The 13,455-nt window shown below is 68.2% G+C and carries 15 protein-coding genes; 11 read left to right on the plus strand and 4 right to left on the minus strand.

Annotated features, from left to right (window positions below; genetic code table 11):
* Positions 1–6 precede the first annotated feature (6 nt).
* Entirely contained in the window at positions 7–753 is a 747-nt protein-coding gene (gene phnF / locus BMZ69_RS17880) for a phosphonate metabolism transcriptional regulator PhnF (RefSeq protein WP_092159023.1), read from the minus strand.
* A 91-nt stretch (positions 754–844) separates the two neighbouring features.
* Here phnF and phnG point away from each other — a divergent pair, with 91 nt between their 5' ends.
* The 9 genes from phnG (at position 845) to BMZ69_RS17925 (ending at position 8,112) form a co-directional block, all read left to right on the plus strand.
* Positions 845–1,282 carry a phosphonate C-P lyase system protein PhnG gene (phnG, locus tag BMZ69_RS17885; RefSeq protein ID WP_244543424.1) on the plus strand — a complete coding sequence of 146 codons (438 nt, stop codon included), beginning with the start codon at positions 845–847 and terminating at the stop codon, positions 1,280–1,282.
* A complete protein-coding gene (gene phnH, locus BMZ69_RS17890; protein WP_092159027.1) occupies positions 1,282–1,887 on the plus strand; it encodes a phosphonate C-P lyase system protein PhnH in 606 nt (201 codons plus the stop codon). The genes phnG and phnH overlap by 1 nt, the downstream gene beginning before the upstream one ends.
* A gap of 23 nt (positions 1,888–1,910) precedes the next feature.
* Positions 1,911–3,029, plus strand: a complete 1,119-nt coding sequence (locus BMZ69_RS17895) for a carbon-phosphorus lyase complex subunit (RefSeq protein WP_092159029.1) — start codon at positions 1,911–1,913, stop codon at positions 3,027–3,029.
* Entirely contained in the window at positions 3,026–3,952 is a 927-nt protein-coding gene (locus tag BMZ69_RS17900) for an alpha-D-ribose 1-methylphosphonate 5-phosphate C-P-lyase PhnJ (RefSeq protein WP_092159031.1), read from the plus strand. Before BMZ69_RS17895 ends, BMZ69_RS17900 begins: the two co-directional genes overlap by 4 nt.
* Positions 3,953–3,954: 2 nt before the next feature.
* Positions 3,955–4,755: a phosphonate C-P lyase system protein PhnK gene (gene phnK, locus BMZ69_RS17905; protein WP_210188044.1), complete on the plus strand. Its 801-nt coding sequence runs from the start codon at positions 3,955–3,957 to the stop codon at positions 4,753–4,755.
* A gap of 166 nt (positions 4,756–4,921) precedes the next feature.
* Positions 4,922–5,620: a phosphonate C-P lyase system protein PhnL gene (gene phnL, locus BMZ69_RS17910; RefSeq protein ID WP_092159035.1), complete on the plus strand. Its 699-nt coding sequence runs from the start codon at positions 4,922–4,924 to the stop codon at positions 5,618–5,620.
* Positions 5,620–6,759, plus strand: a complete 1,140-nt coding sequence (locus BMZ69_RS17915) for an alpha-D-ribose 1-methylphosphonate 5-triphosphate diphosphatase (RefSeq protein WP_092159037.1) — start codon at positions 5,620–5,622, stop codon at positions 6,757–6,759. The genes phnL and BMZ69_RS17915 overlap by 1 nt, the downstream gene beginning before the upstream one ends.
* Positions 6,760–6,766: 7 nt before the next feature.
* Complete coding sequence (locus tag BMZ69_RS17920) at positions 6,767–7,468, plus strand: DUF1045 domain-containing protein (RefSeq protein ID WP_092159039.1); 702 nt, start codon at positions 6,767–6,769, stop codon at positions 7,466–7,468.
* Positions 7,469–7,491: 23 nt separating this feature from the next.
* Positions 7,492–8,112 carry an LbetaH domain-containing protein gene (locus tag BMZ69_RS17925; RefSeq protein WP_092159041.1) on the plus strand — a complete coding sequence of 207 codons (621 nt, stop codon included), beginning with the start codon at positions 7,492–7,494 and terminating at the stop codon, positions 8,110–8,112.
* Between the two features lie 13 nt (positions 8,113–8,125).
* Here the strand turns inward: BMZ69_RS17925 and BMZ69_RS17930 are convergent, their stop codons facing one another.
* From BMZ69_RS17930 to BMZ69_RS17940, 3 genes are all read right to left on the minus strand, one after another.
* Complete coding sequence (locus tag BMZ69_RS17930; RefSeq protein ID WP_092159043.1) at positions 8,126–9,682, minus strand: outer membrane beta-barrel protein; 1,557 nt, start codon at positions 9,680–9,682, stop codon at positions 8,126–8,128.
* A 151-nt stretch (positions 9,683–9,833) separates the two neighbouring features.
* The gene (locus tag BMZ69_RS17935; RefSeq protein ID WP_092159045.1) at positions 9,834–11,144 is read right to left on the minus strand and encodes a zeta toxin family protein; all 1,311 of its coding nucleotides are present in this window, start codon (positions 11,142–11,144) and stop codon (positions 9,834–9,836) included.
* An 8-nt stretch (positions 11,145–11,152) separates the two neighbouring features.
* Positions 11,153–11,359: a hypothetical protein gene (locus BMZ69_RS17940; protein ID WP_092159047.1), complete on the minus strand. Its 207-nt coding sequence runs from the start codon at positions 11,357–11,359 to the stop codon at positions 11,153–11,155.
* Positions 11,360–11,556: 197 nt separating this feature from the next.
* Here BMZ69_RS17940 and BMZ69_RS17945 point away from each other — a divergent pair, with 197 nt between their 5' ends.
* Together BMZ69_RS17945 and BMZ69_RS17950 are read left to right on the plus strand one after the other, a co-directional pair.
* A complete protein-coding gene (locus BMZ69_RS17945; RefSeq protein ID WP_092159049.1) occupies positions 11,557–12,528 on the plus strand; it encodes a KpsF/GutQ family sugar-phosphate isomerase in 972 nt (323 codons plus the stop codon).
* 24 nt (positions 12,529–12,552) lie between these two features.
* Positions 12,553–13,455: a LysR family transcriptional regulator gene (locus tag BMZ69_RS17950; protein WP_092159051.1), complete on the plus strand. Its 903-nt coding sequence runs from the start codon at positions 12,553–12,555 to the stop codon at positions 13,453–13,455.

A 13,455-nucleotide genomic window follows, 5' to 3' on the forward strand; every position in this document is an offset into this window, starting at 1 on the left:
CGGCGGTCAGTCGCCGAAGGGCTCGACCACCATCTCCATCCGCTCGCCGGCGAAGACGCTGTTGACGATGTGGATCGGGGTCAGGTCGGGCAGCGCATCGAGCGCATCGGAGGTCAGCACCGCCGCGCCCGGCTCGATCCTGAGCAGGGCCGCCTCGCGCTCGCTGGCCAGCCGTGCCGCCAGCCGGGTCGAGCGCCGGACATAGTCGGCGATGCCGCAGGCCTTGAAGGCGGCTGTGATCGACGAGCCCGCCTCGGTCAGGATCTCGTCGAAGCGCGGGAAGCGCGCGACGCTGAGATAGTGGATGCCGGTGCCCACAGGCGTGCCACCGGCCCGGCTCAGGGTCTCGATCGCCCAGAGCGATGTGCCCACAGGCAGGCCGAGCAGCATGCAATGCTCCGCCTCGCCGACAACGACTTCCGAGGCCAGCACTGCGCCCGATACCGCGATACCCGCAGCGCCAAAGTTGGTGCGCATGCTGACGCGGCGGCCGAGCTTGTAGGGGAAGCGCGGCGCCGTCACCTGCGTGCCGCGGCCGCGTGAGACCGTCACCAGCCCGCGCTCGGCCAGATGCCGGAAGGCCTGGCGCACCGTGTGCCGGTGCACGCCATAGCGCTCGGCCAGCGCAACCGAGGCCGGCAGCGTGTCGCCGGGCTCGTATTCGCCCTGTTCGATCGAGGCCGCCAGCGCGTCGGCGATCCGCCGCCAGGCCGTGCCGCCATCGCCGCCCTGATTGTCCGGCGTTCCCGTCATCAAAATTTCATCCAAAATGTATAGACCTTTTTCAACGACGCACCTATCTTAGTCTAGACATTAGCGCTTGGCGAGAGGCCGACACGGCATGATGGACATCGCGACACGCCAGCATTGGATGGCAGTGCTGGCCCGTGCGACGCAAGGCGAGATCGACGCCTTGCTGCAGCAGACCGGCCCGCTGCCGACGCATGAACTGCTCAAGGCGCCTGAGACCGGCACTGTCATGGTCGAAGGCCGCGCCGGCGGCGCCGGCCGGCGCTTCAACCTCGGCGAGGCCACGGTGACGCGCTGCGTCGTCCGCCTCGACAGCGGCGCGATGGGTTTTTCCTACGCACTTGGCCGCGACGGTCGCAAGGCGCGGCTGGCGGCGATCACCGACGCGCTCCTCCAGGGCGAGATCGAGACCGGCCCGCTGCGGCGCGGCGTTTTTGCCCTCGCCCAAAAGCAGCAAGCTGCGCGCGAACTCGCCTCGCGCAAGGCAGCCGCCACCAAGGTCGATTTCTTCACGCTGGTCAGGGGGGGCTGATGGCTCACGACGATACCCTCATCGGCGCCGGCTTCTCCGACCCGGTCTTCCAGTCGCAAGGCGCCTTCCGCGCTTTGCTGGCCGCCCTGTCCGAGCCCGGCCTCGCCTGCGATCTCGGCGAAGCGATCGCACCGCCCGCCGGGCTCGAAGCCGCAACCGCCGTCACGTTGCTGACACTGGCCGACTACGAGACGCCGATCTGGCTGCCGGCCGCTCTGCGTAACGGCCCGGCCGGCGCCTGGCTGCGCTTCCATTGTGGCGCCGCCCTCGTCGAGGATCCCGCCCGCGCCGCCTTCGCGGTGGTCGACGGTGCCATGACCGAGCCGAAGCTCGCAGGCTTCAATGCCGGCGACGACCAGTTTCCCGATCGCTCGACCACCGTGCTCGTCCAATGCGCTGGACTCGCAGGCGGCGAGACGGTCACGCTCGAAGGTCCCGGCATTGCCGGCCGGCGCAGCATCGCTCCAACGGGCTTGCGCCCCGGCTTCTGGGCCGAGGTTGAAGGCAACGCCGCGCTCTACCCGCTCGGCGTCGACCTTCTGCTGGTCCATGGCGCGCAGGTGCTCGGCCTGCCGCGCTCGACGCAAATCGTTGAGGCCCGCTGAATGCCCCACCGGGAGCTTTACTGATGTATGTCGCGGTCAAGGGCGGCGAAGCCGCCATTCTCGCCACACATGATCTCGTCGCCGAGGCAAGGCGCGGCGATGAGAGCGTGCCGGAACTCGGCGTCGCGCAGATCCGCGAGCAGATGGGTCTCGCCTGCGGCCGCGTCATGAACGAGGGCTCGCTCTACGATCCCGACCTCGCCGCGCTGGCACTGAAGCAGGCGCAGGGCGATGCGATCGAGGCCGCCTTCCTGATGCGCGCCTATCGCACGACGCTGCCACGTTTCGGCTCGTCCGAGCCGCTCGATACCGCGAAGATGGCGATCCGCCGCCGCGTCTCCGCCACCTACAAGGACCTGCCGGGCGGCCAGGTGCTCGGCCCGACCTATGACTACACGCACCGGCTCTTCGACTTCGCCCTGATGGACGAGGCAGCTCCAGCAGAGAGCCCGGCCCGTCCGGCCGCGCAGCCGCTCGATACCTCGATGCCGCGCGTGCCCGACATCCTCGGCGCCGAAGGGCTGATGGAAGAGGAAGCCCCGCCCGCCGGCGATCCGCGCCCCTTCGACCTCACCCGCGAGCCCGTCACCTTCCCGGCTGATCGCGATGTCCGGCTGCAGGCGATGGCACGCGGCGACGAGGGTTTCATGCTCGGCCTCGGCTATTCGGTGCAGCGCGGCTACGGCAACTCCCATCCCTTCGTCGGCGAGGTCCGGGTCGGCGAGGTCGCGGTCGAATACGTGCCGGAGGAGCTCGGCTTCGCCGTGGATCTCGGCGACATCACTTTGACCGAATGCCAGATGGTCAATCAGTTCGCCGGCTCAAAGGAGGTGCCGCCGCAGTTCACCCGCGGCTATGGGCTCTCCTTCGGCCATAGCGAGCGCAAGGCGATGTCGATGTCCTTGGTCGACCGGGCGCTGAAGGCGCGCGAGTTCGGCGAGGCCACGACCTATCCGGCCCAGCAGGACGAGTTCGTCCTCTACCACTCCGACAATGTCGAGGCGGCCGGCTTCGTCGAGCACCTGAAGCTGCCGCATTACGTCGATTTCCAGGGCGAGCTCGAACTGATCCGCCGCATCCGCAAGGAGCGCGAGCAGCGCCTTGCCAAGCAACAGGAAGCCCTGCCGGAGGCCGCGGAATGACCGTGCACCAGAGCATCAGCGACGAGACCAGGCCGGCCTACAACTACGCCTATCTCGACGAGCAGACCAAGCGGATGATCCGCCGGGCCCTGCTCAAGGCGGTCGCGATCCCAGGCTATCAGGTGCCGTTCGGCTCGCGCGAGATGCCGCTCGCCCGCGGCTGGGGCACCGGCGGCATCCAGGTGACCGCGGCGATCATGGGGCCCGATGACACACTGAAGGTCATCGACCAGGGCGCCGACGACACCACCAACGCCGTCTCGATCCGCCGCTTCTTCGAGCGCACCGCCGATGCGCGCACCACCGAGGCGACCGACGAGGCGACGATCATCCAGACCCGCCACCGCATCCCGGAGGCGCCGCTGAAGGCCGGCCAGATCATGGTCTACCAGGTGCCGCAGCCCGAGCCGCTCAGGAAGCTCGAGCCGCACGAGGCCGAGACGCGCAAGATGCACGCCTGGGCCGAATACGGGCTGATGCAGGTCAAGCTCTATGAAAACATCGCCCGCTTCGGCGAGGTGACGACGACCTATGACTACCCGGTTATGGTCAATGGCCGCTATGTGATGGCGCCGTCGCCGATCCCGAAATTCGACAATCCGAAGATGCAGATGTCGCCGGCTCTGCAGCTCTTCGGCGCCGGCCGCGAGAAGCGCATCTATGCGGTTCCACCCCATACCAGCGTGCGCAGCCTCGATTTCGACGACCATCCCTTCCGCATCCAGAGCTGGGAGCAGCCCTGTGCGCTCTGCGGCGCCGCCGATTCCTATCTCGACGAGGTGGTGATCGACGACCAGGGCGGGCGGATGTTCGTCTGCTCCGACAGCCATCATTGCGAGACGCGGCGGGCCGACGGCCATCGCGGCGCCATGCTCGCCGATGCCTCGGCGCTGCATCTGGTCGAAGACGAGGCCAAGCCATGAACATGCAGGTCAATCCGCAGGAGCTGACGCTCGATCCTGCCCCGCTGCTCTCGGTCGCCGGCGTCAGCCGCTTCTATGGCGAGCGCATCGGCTGCGCCGACGTCTCCTTCGACCTCTGGCCGGGCGAGGTTCTCGGCATCGTCGGCGAATCCGGCTCGGGCAAATCGACCCTGCTGCGCTGCCTTGCCGGCATCGACAAGCCCGACGAGGGGCAGGTGCTGTTTCGGGGCGGAATCGAACCGCTCGACATCTACTCGGTCGCCGAGCAGGAGCGTCGGCGGCTGATGCGCACGGCCTGGGGCATCGTCCACCAGAATCCGCGCGACGGGCTGCGCATGGACGTCTCGGCCGGCGGCAATGTCGGCGAGCGGCTGATGGACAATGGCGCGCGGCATTATGGCAGGATCCGCGAGACCGCGCTCGACTGGCTGCAGCGAGTCGAGATCGCCGGAACCCGCATCGACGACCGGCCGCGCCAGTTCTCCGGCGGCATGCAGCAGCGCCTGCAGATCGCCCGCGTGCTGGTCTCCGAGCCGAAGCTCGTCTTCATGGACGAGCCGACCGGCGGCCTCGACGTCTCCGTCCAGGCCCGCCTGCTCGACCTCTTGCGCGTGCTGGTGCGCGATCTCGGCCTAGCCGCGATCATCGTCACCCACGACCTCGCTGTCGCCCGCCTGCTCACCGACCGTTTGATGGTGATGACGGATGGCCGCGTCGTCGAGCAGGGCCTGACCGACCAGGTCCTCGACGATCCCCAGCACGCCTACACGCAACTCCTGACATCGGCGGTGCTGACGGTATGACCCTCTTACCGCCTCCTCTCCCGTCATGGTCGGGCTTGTCCCGACCATCCACGTCTTCGTTCCTCAAGAGCGGTGTTCAAGACGTGGATGCTCGCCACAAGGGCGAGCATGACGGTGGAGCCTTCGTCACAACCGCGTCACCCCGAACCCGCAAGGCATCTCGATCATGACCACGATGATTCACGTCGAGAACGTCGCCAAGGAATTCACCCTGCACAATCAGGGCGGCGTGCGCCTGCCGGTGTTCGACAACGTCAACTTTTCGGTCGCCGCCGGCGAGGCGCTGGTGCTGGCGGGCGCGTCGGGTGCCGGCAAGTCGAGCCTGCTGCGCATCCTCTACGGCAATTACCGGCCGACCTCCGGCACCATCGCCATCACCCATGGCGGCCGCCCCATCGACATCGTCTCGGCCGTGCCGCGCACCGTGCTCGACATCCGCCGCCGCACGCTCGGCTTCGTCTCGCAGTTCCTGCGGGTGATCCCGCGCGTCACGGCGCTCGACATCGTCCGCGATCCGCTGCTCGCCCGCGGCGCCACGCCCGAGGAAGCCAGCGAGCGCGCGAAAGCCATGCTGGCCCGCCTCAACCTGCCGCAGCGCCTCTGGGACCTCGCGCCTGCGACCTTCTCCGGCGGCGAGCAGCAGCGCGTCAACATCGCCCGTTCCTTCGTCGATCCCTCGCCGATCATGCTGATTGACGAGCCGACGGCCTCGCTCGACGCCAATAACCGCAATGTCGTGGTCAGGCTGATCGCCGAGGCGCGCGCGCAGGGCTCCGCCATCGTCGGTATCTTCCATGACGAAGCCGTGCGAGAGGCTGTCGCGACCCGCTATCTCGACATCACCGATTTCCGGAAGGCCGCCTGATGTCCACCATCCTGACCAATGCCCGCCTGATCCTCGAGGACGAGGTCGTCACCGGGACCATCGCCTTCGACGAGAGCGGCATCCGCTCGGTCGACCAGGGCCGCTCCTCTTTGCCGGAGGCGATCGACGTGCAGGGCGACTATGTCGCGCCAGGCCTCGTCGAGATGCACACCGACAACATGGAAAAGCACTTCATGCCGCGCCCGAAGGTCTTCTGGCCGAACGGGCTCGCGGCGGCTCTGGTCCATGACGCGCAGATGGCGGCGGCCGGCGTCACCACTGTCTACGACGCGATCTGCGCCGGCACACCGTTCTCGGCCAAGGACTACCGCAAGGACATCTTCGCCGACGTGATGGATGCGCTCCGACTCGGCAGCGCCGAGGGCGTTTTCCGCATCGACCACCGCATCCATATGCGCTGCGAACTGACCAGCCCGGACCTGCTCAGGGATATCGAGCCCTATCAGGACGATGCCCTGGTCCAGCTGGTCTCGCTGATGGACCACACCCCAGGCCAGCGGCAATGGCGCGATATCGCCCATCTGCGCACTTATGCGCTCGGCAACGGCAAGACCGAGGCCGAGTTCGAGGAGGACGTCGTCGTCCGCCAGCGGGAGGGCGCCGACAATGTCGGGCGCAACTGGAGCGCCGTGGTCGAAATGTTCCAGGCCCGCGGCATCCCGATCGCAACCCATGACGACACCACGATCGAGCATGTCGAGGCCGGCATCGCTTCTGGCGCGGTGATCTCGGAATTCCCGACCACGGTCGAGGCGGCGCAGGCCGCCAAGCAGCGCGGTCTCGCCACCATCGCCGGCGCGCCCAATGTCGTCCGCGGCGGCTCGCATTCCGGCGGCGTCTCGGTGGCCGAGTTGGCCGAGAAGGACCTGCTCGACGGGCTCTCCTCCGACTATGTCCCGGCAAGCCTGCTGCAGGCGGTGCTCAAGCTCCACGACAAGCACGGTATCACCCTGCCGGCGGCGATGGCCAAGGTGACCTGGAAGGTCGCCGACATCCTCGGCCTGACAGATCGCGGTCATCTCAAGCCCGGCCTGCGCGCCGATATCGTGCGCTTCAAGGCGCTGGGCGCGACGCCGGTGATCGCCACCGTCTGGTCGCAGGGACGCAGGGCCTTCTGAGCGCAGCATGACCGAGACCGCGCCGCGCTACGCGCTCTACTACGCTCCCGCCGCCGACAGCGCCCTCTGGCGCTTCGGCAGCGCGACGCTGGGCTATGACGCCGTCACCGGCGCGGATGCCGACTTCGCCGTCCCGCCGGGCTGCGAAAGCCTCGACTGGTCGGACGTCACCGCCGAGCCGCGCCGCTACGGCTTCCATGCCACGCTGAAGGCGCCGTTCGAGCTCGCCAATGGCCGCAATGAGGGCGCACTGCGCGCCTTCGCCCGCAATTATGTCGCCGGACGCCCGGCGGTCCGACTTGCCGGACTATCCGTCAATGCGCTCGGCCGTTTCATCGCGCTGACCCCGTCCGAGCCGAGCGAGGCGTTGCAGCGCTTCGCCTTCGACATCGTCCAGGCCTTCGAGCCGTTCCGCGCGCCGTTGTCGGACGCTGATCTGGCGCGCCGCCTGCAGAGTCCGCTGACGCCGGCACACCGGGCCTATCTCGAGGCCTATGGCTACCCTTATGTCGACGACGCCTTCCGCTTCCACATGACCCTGACCGGCTCGCTGCCGGACGATCAGGTCGCGCCGGTCAAGGCAGCGCTGGTCGAGGCCCATGCGCAGGCCGTACCGGCCGGCCCGGTGCTGATCGACCGCGTCGCCATCTTCAAGCAGGCGAACCGCAACAGCCGGTTCGTGCTGCTCGACAGCATCCCGCTCGGCTAACATCTCTTCCAAGGAAGCCCGTCATGGCAGGCAAGAAGCTCGGGCTCGAACCCGTCATCGATGCGACCGCCAGGGTCCGCGACGCCGTGCTCGGCCGCTATACCGAGATCGGCGCCCGTACCTCCTTCGCGGAGTCGACGCTCGGCGACTATTCCTATGTCGTGAACGATTCCGACGTGATCTACACGACGATCGGTAAGTTCTGCTCGATCGCGGCGCATACCCGCATCAACCCCGGCAACCACCCGATGCAGCGCGCAACCCAGTCGCATTTCACCTATCGGGCCAGCGCCTATTTCGAGGATGCGCAGGACGAGGCCGCCTTCTTCGACTGGCGTCGCTCGACGCCGGTGACGATCAGCCATGATGTCTGGATCGGCCATGGCGCCATCGTGCTCGCCGGCCGCAGCATCGGCACCGGCGCGGTCGTCGCGGGCGGCGCGGTCGTGACCAAGGATGTGCCCGACTACACCATCGTCGCCGGCAACCCGGCCCGCATCATCCGCCGGCGCTTCCCGGAGGAGATCGCGGAGCGGCTGAAGGCACTTGCCTGGTGGGATTGGGAGCACGTCGCCCTGCGCGCCGCACTCGACGATTTCCGCGCGCTGCCGGTTGAGGCCTTCCTGGACAAATACGAGGGCTGACGGCGTAACGCCGTCAGAACTGCACCCTGAGGCCGACCTGCGCGACGTTCGCGGTGTAGTCCGAGCCCTGATTGGTCGAGTTCAGCCGCTCATGGGTGAAGCTGGCGCGGACCGAGAAGGTCCGGGTCAGCTTGTATTCGATCCTGGCGCCGATGGTGGACAGGTCCTCGCGCAGGTCCTGGCCGTCATATTCGGTGCGGCCATAGCCGGCGAAGCCCGTGACGGTGAGATTGCGGCGCAGCGCATGCGCCACTTCGAGATTGACGCGACGCGCCGTCGTGCCGCTCGAACCGGGGATGGTGGTGTCGCCGAGCTCGGCCGTGCCGCGCAGCGTCACCGTGGTCAGCGGCGTCGGCGTCCACAGGATCGCGGCATCGCCGACGAAGCCGCGCAGGTTCCGCAGCCGGCCATCCTCGTATTTGCGGTCCTGGTAGCCGCCCGAGACCTCGCCGGTGAGCATGCGGCTGATCTCGAAGGTCGAGCCGAGGCGAACCGTATAGCCGTCGGAGGAGCGCATATAGCCGCTGGAATCGACCTTTTCGTCGAACTGGCGGGTGTCGATCTCGCCCTGGACGAAGGGCTTGAAGCCCGGCGTCACCTCATAGGCCGCGCGCAGGCGCAGGCCGTATTGCGTCTGGTTGCGGTCGGCCTGGCTGAGGATGCGGCCATTACCGAGCTCGGCGTCCTCATAGTCCTGTCGATCGACCGAACCACGCAGGGTGACTTGCAGGCGGTTGAAATCATGGGTGACGCCGGCCGCAGCGCCATAGGCCCAGGTGATCGGCCGGCCCTGCACGGCGGAGGTCAGGTCCGGCGAGCCGGGGCGCTGCGTATCGAGCCGAAGCCGTGATTCGAGCAGGATGCGGGTGTCGCGCGTTGCATCGAGTCGCAGCGACATGTTGCCTTCCGCATCCGGGCGCGAGGCACTGTCATTGCGATAATAGCGGCTGTAGCCGCCACGCAGCATGCCGGTGAGCTCGTGCACGTTCCAATCGGACTGGACACCGAGCTCACCCTCGGTACGGGTGAACAGCGAGCCCTTGCTCGCCCCGGAGATGCGCTCGGGATTGCTGTCATAGCCGACCGAGCCGGTGATCGCCGGGCGCAGGATGACATTGCCGAGCCGCAGGCCGAGCGGCGCATACGGGTCCTCCTCCGGCCGCTTGCGCTTGCGCGGTTCGGGCGCCGGCGGAGGCGTCGGCGGCAGGTTGGACACCGTCGGCTGCGGCGCGCGGAACTGGCGCTGGGTGACGCCGCGCAGGCGCGAGGACTGTAGCGGCTGGCTGGCGCGCGGCGGCTGCCCGCGTGCGATCGCACTGGAGCGGCCCCGAACTGGCGCAACCGGATCGGCGACCCCATCCGGCAGAGCCGAGGCCTCGCCAGGAGGCGGGCCCGGCCGCTGCGCGACATAGTCGGGAGTGCCGGTCCGCAGGGCCGGAGCGCGCGGGCGCGCGGGCATGTCGATCGGCTGCGTCTGCGCTGTTGCCGGCTCGGGCCAGACCGTCAGCCCGGCGGCGCCGCAGCAGCCTGCGACGCCGGCCAGCCAGCAGATCTGGGCGAAACGGGACACGAGGCGGACGCTGCTCCGGCGAGGCAAAGGCTCATCCGCGCCGGGAGGGCGCGGATGGTTAACGGAGTTAGAACGAAGAGGGTTAATACCGCGTCAACGCCGTCGAGCTGGGCGCGTGACGGCTTGCTTTCGGGCCCTTGCCAGCGCTGTGTCAGCCGCCGACGAGGACCGTCGTCATGCCCATGACGATCTTGTCGGGCCCGCCGAGCGCTTCGAGCACGGTATCGCCCTGCCGGCACAGCGGCAGGCCGTTGACCAGCACCGTCTGCGATCCGTCGATCACCATGCCGGGGCCATGCGGCGGCACCGGTGTGGGTATCGAACAGAAGTGGATGTCGACCGATCCGCCGGACGCCGCTCCAGCGGCGGCGGCCATTCCCGACATCATCGAGCTCATGCTGGCGGCCGCCGTCGTTTTGGCGGTCTGCTCGGCTGCATAAGCCGCCGGCGCTCCCGGCGTTCCCGCCGCGGCCAGTGTAGCAGCTTCGGCAGTCTTGATGGCCGTATCGACCGCAGCCTGGGCGGACTGGAGCGCAGCCGCCGCGGCGGCGGGCAAACCACGCCAGGCCAGCAAGCCGCCGATGATGACGTTGGGGCTTCCGGTACCAGGGGTAAGCGGGATTGTGTGCGCCGTCGGATCGGTCACGCGAGCGGCCGGGCGCCCGCCACCGCCGCCTCCGCCGGCTGCGGAGGAAGGGGAACTCGAACTGGCGCTTGGCGCAGGAGGTTTCGGCCCGGTTCCTCGCGCTTCGGCCATCACCGAGGTGATCTTGCCCTGTCCCTGCGCAGCTCCGGCGGCGGCGAGCGCTTTCGGCTGGGACGCATACAAGATGTCGCCGCTCCGGTTGACGATCTTCAGCGACGTCGCCTTGCCCTGCTGCTCGATTCGCTCCAGGGATTCGACCATGCCCTTGACGGCGGCATCGTGGATGCTGCGGGGCACCATGCGCCCATAGCCCTGGGTGCGCTTCTGATTGTTGTAGCGATCCTGAACGCCCTGCCAGCTCACTTCGGGCGATACGGCCAGCGCGATCACCTCGACCTCGTAGCCCGCATCGACCAGCTTCTGCACCAGGCGTTCCGCCTTGTCCGGCGATTTCAGCGTGCCGTCGATGATGAGATCGAGGCCATTCTCGATCGCCGCCTCGAGCACCGCCTCGGCGGCGTTGCTGGCGTCTTCATGCGTCTTGTCGGCAGCGGTCGTGTCATCCTCGCGCATGAGCTGGACATGGAGGGGATGGTTGGCGCGTGACGCGTCGGGATCGATGACGACCGCGCCGCCGGTCTCCCGCGCGGCCTCGATCGCCTTCTCGGTGAGCCCGCCCTTCCCGGAACCGGGCTGCCCGGCGAGGATCGTCGCCTTCTTCTGGCCGGACGATGGCGAGACGCGGTTGAGCGAGCGCTCGATCTCGGCGTCGAAATAGTCCTGGCGATCGGCGGGGGAGAGGAGGGATTGCGTCATGCCCGGACTCAATGCCGGGACAGGACGTCGAGGATTTCCTGGTAACGGCGCGCGATCCGCTCGCTTTCCTCCTGATCCCCGCGTGCGAGCGCTTCCTTCTTGGCTTTGCGGAGCGCCGGCAACTGGGCGATCAGGCCTTCGCGCCAGATCGAGAGATCCTCGGCATAGCGCTGATACTCCGGCGACATGGCGGCCTTGATATCGCTATCCTTCATGCTCGAACTCCTGGCATGGCGATGCGCAGCCTGTGGACGGCATCGTCGGGTAGCAGCGTGGCATCGTCAACACATCATCCGGCGCGGCGACTGACTCTGCCTATGCCGGAGACAGAAGCGGTTTCGGATGGCGCGAGCACCTGCCTGCCCGCAAAAAGTGTTTTCCACTTTCCCGGAACATGGTCTAGACGCCCGCCATGATCGCGACCATCAGCGCTTCCGCCCTCCGCACCATCGCCACCGAGCGCACCGGGCTCGATGCCCTGCACGAGGCGATCGGCAACGGCCTCGCCGAGCCCTTCGCCGCCGCCGTTGAGATGATCCGCTCCTCCTCGGGCCGGGTCATCGTCACCGGCATGGGCAAATCCGGCCATGTCGGCCGCAAGATCGCGGCGACGCTCGCCTCGACCGGCACACCCTCGCATTTCGTCCACCCGGCCGAGGCCAGCCATGGCGATCTCGGCATGGTCCAGCCCGAGGATGTCGTAATCGCCCTGTCCTGGTCGGGTGAGGCGGTCGAGCTCTCGGCGATCGTCGGCTACACCCGCCGCTTCCGCGTCGGGCTGATCGCGATCACCGCCAACCGCGACAGCGCGCTCGGCCGCGAGGCCGACATCCCGCTCGTCCTGCCGAAAGCCGAGGAAGCCTGCCCGAACGGGCTCGCGCCGACGACCTCGACCACGATGCAGATGGCGCTCGGCGACGCGCTCGCGGTCGCCCTGCTGGAGGCGCGCGGCTTCTCGCGCCAGGATTTCTACGTCTACCACCCCGGCGGCAAGCTCGGCGCGCAGCTCAAGACCGTCGCGACGATCATGCATTCCGGCGAGCATCTGCCGGTCGTCGGCGAGACCGCTGCGATGGCCGATGTCGTCGCGATGATCACCGCCAAGGGTTTCGGCTGCGCCGTCGTCATCGATGCCGACGGCAGGCTCACCGGCGTCGTCACCGATGGTGACCTGCGCCGCAAGCTCGGCGCCGGCTGGGGCGGACGGCTTGCGCGCGACGTGATGACGCGGGATCCGCGCCGGATCGCGCCGGATGCGCTGACCGCCGAGGCGCTGGAGATGGTCAACCGCTTGCGCGTCACCGCGCTGATTGTCGCCGATGCTGATGACAGGCCGGTCGGCTTGGTCCACGTCCATGACCTGCTGGCATTGGGCGTCGCCTGACCCTGGCACCTGGCGAGGAGGCCCATGGCCGCGCTCGAATGGGATGATCTGCGCTATGTCCTCGCCGTCGCCGAGGCCGGCTCGCTCGCCGGTGCGGCGCGCGAACTGCGCGTCAACCACTCGACCGTGCTGCGTCGCATCGCCGCCTTCGAGCAGCAGCTCGGCCTTCGCCTGTTCGAGCGCCTGCCGACCGGCTATGTCCTGACGGCCGGCGGCGAGGAGCTGGTCGCCGCCGCGCGCAGCATCTCCGGCACCGTCACCGAGCTCGAACGCCGGATCGCCGGGCAGGATCTGCGCCTCTCCGGCACGCTGCGGATCACCGCCACCGACACGCTGATGGGCTCGATCCTGCCGGAGATTCTCGCCGAATTCGGCGAGGCCCATCCCGGCATCGCCCTGGAGGTCGCGGTCTCCAATCTGATGTTCAACCTGACCAAGCGCGATGCCGATGTCGCGCTGCGCACCGCCGACAATCCGCCGCCGACTTTGGTCGGGCGCCGGGTCGGCAAGATCGCTTTCGCGATCTATGCCGCGCCCGCTTATCTCGCGAGACACGATCATGCCGATCTCGCCGAGCATCGCTGGATCGGGCCGGACGATACCCTCGGCGGAACCTCGGTGGCGCGCTGGATGCAGGCCAAGCTGCCCAAGAGCGAGATCGTGCTCAGGGCCGATTCGCTGCTGGCGATGCAGCAGGCGGCGGTAGCGGGCTTGGGTCTGGTGGCGCTGCCCTGCTATCTCGGCGACAGCGTTCCGGCTCTCGCTTGCGTGCGCCGTCCCATGCCGGAGATAGAGACCGCCTTGTGGATTCTGACCCATGAAGACCTGCGCGCCGCGGCGCGGGTCCGCGCCTTCACCGATTTCGCCTATGGCGCCTTCCGCAAGCGCCGCGCCTTGCTGGAGGCCGAGGGCGCGCCCTCCGCTTGA

Source organism: Allobosea sp. CRIB-10 (assembly GCF_900112185.1).
GTDB lineage: Bacteria > Pseudomonadota > Alphaproteobacteria > Rhizobiales > Beijerinckiaceae > Allobosea.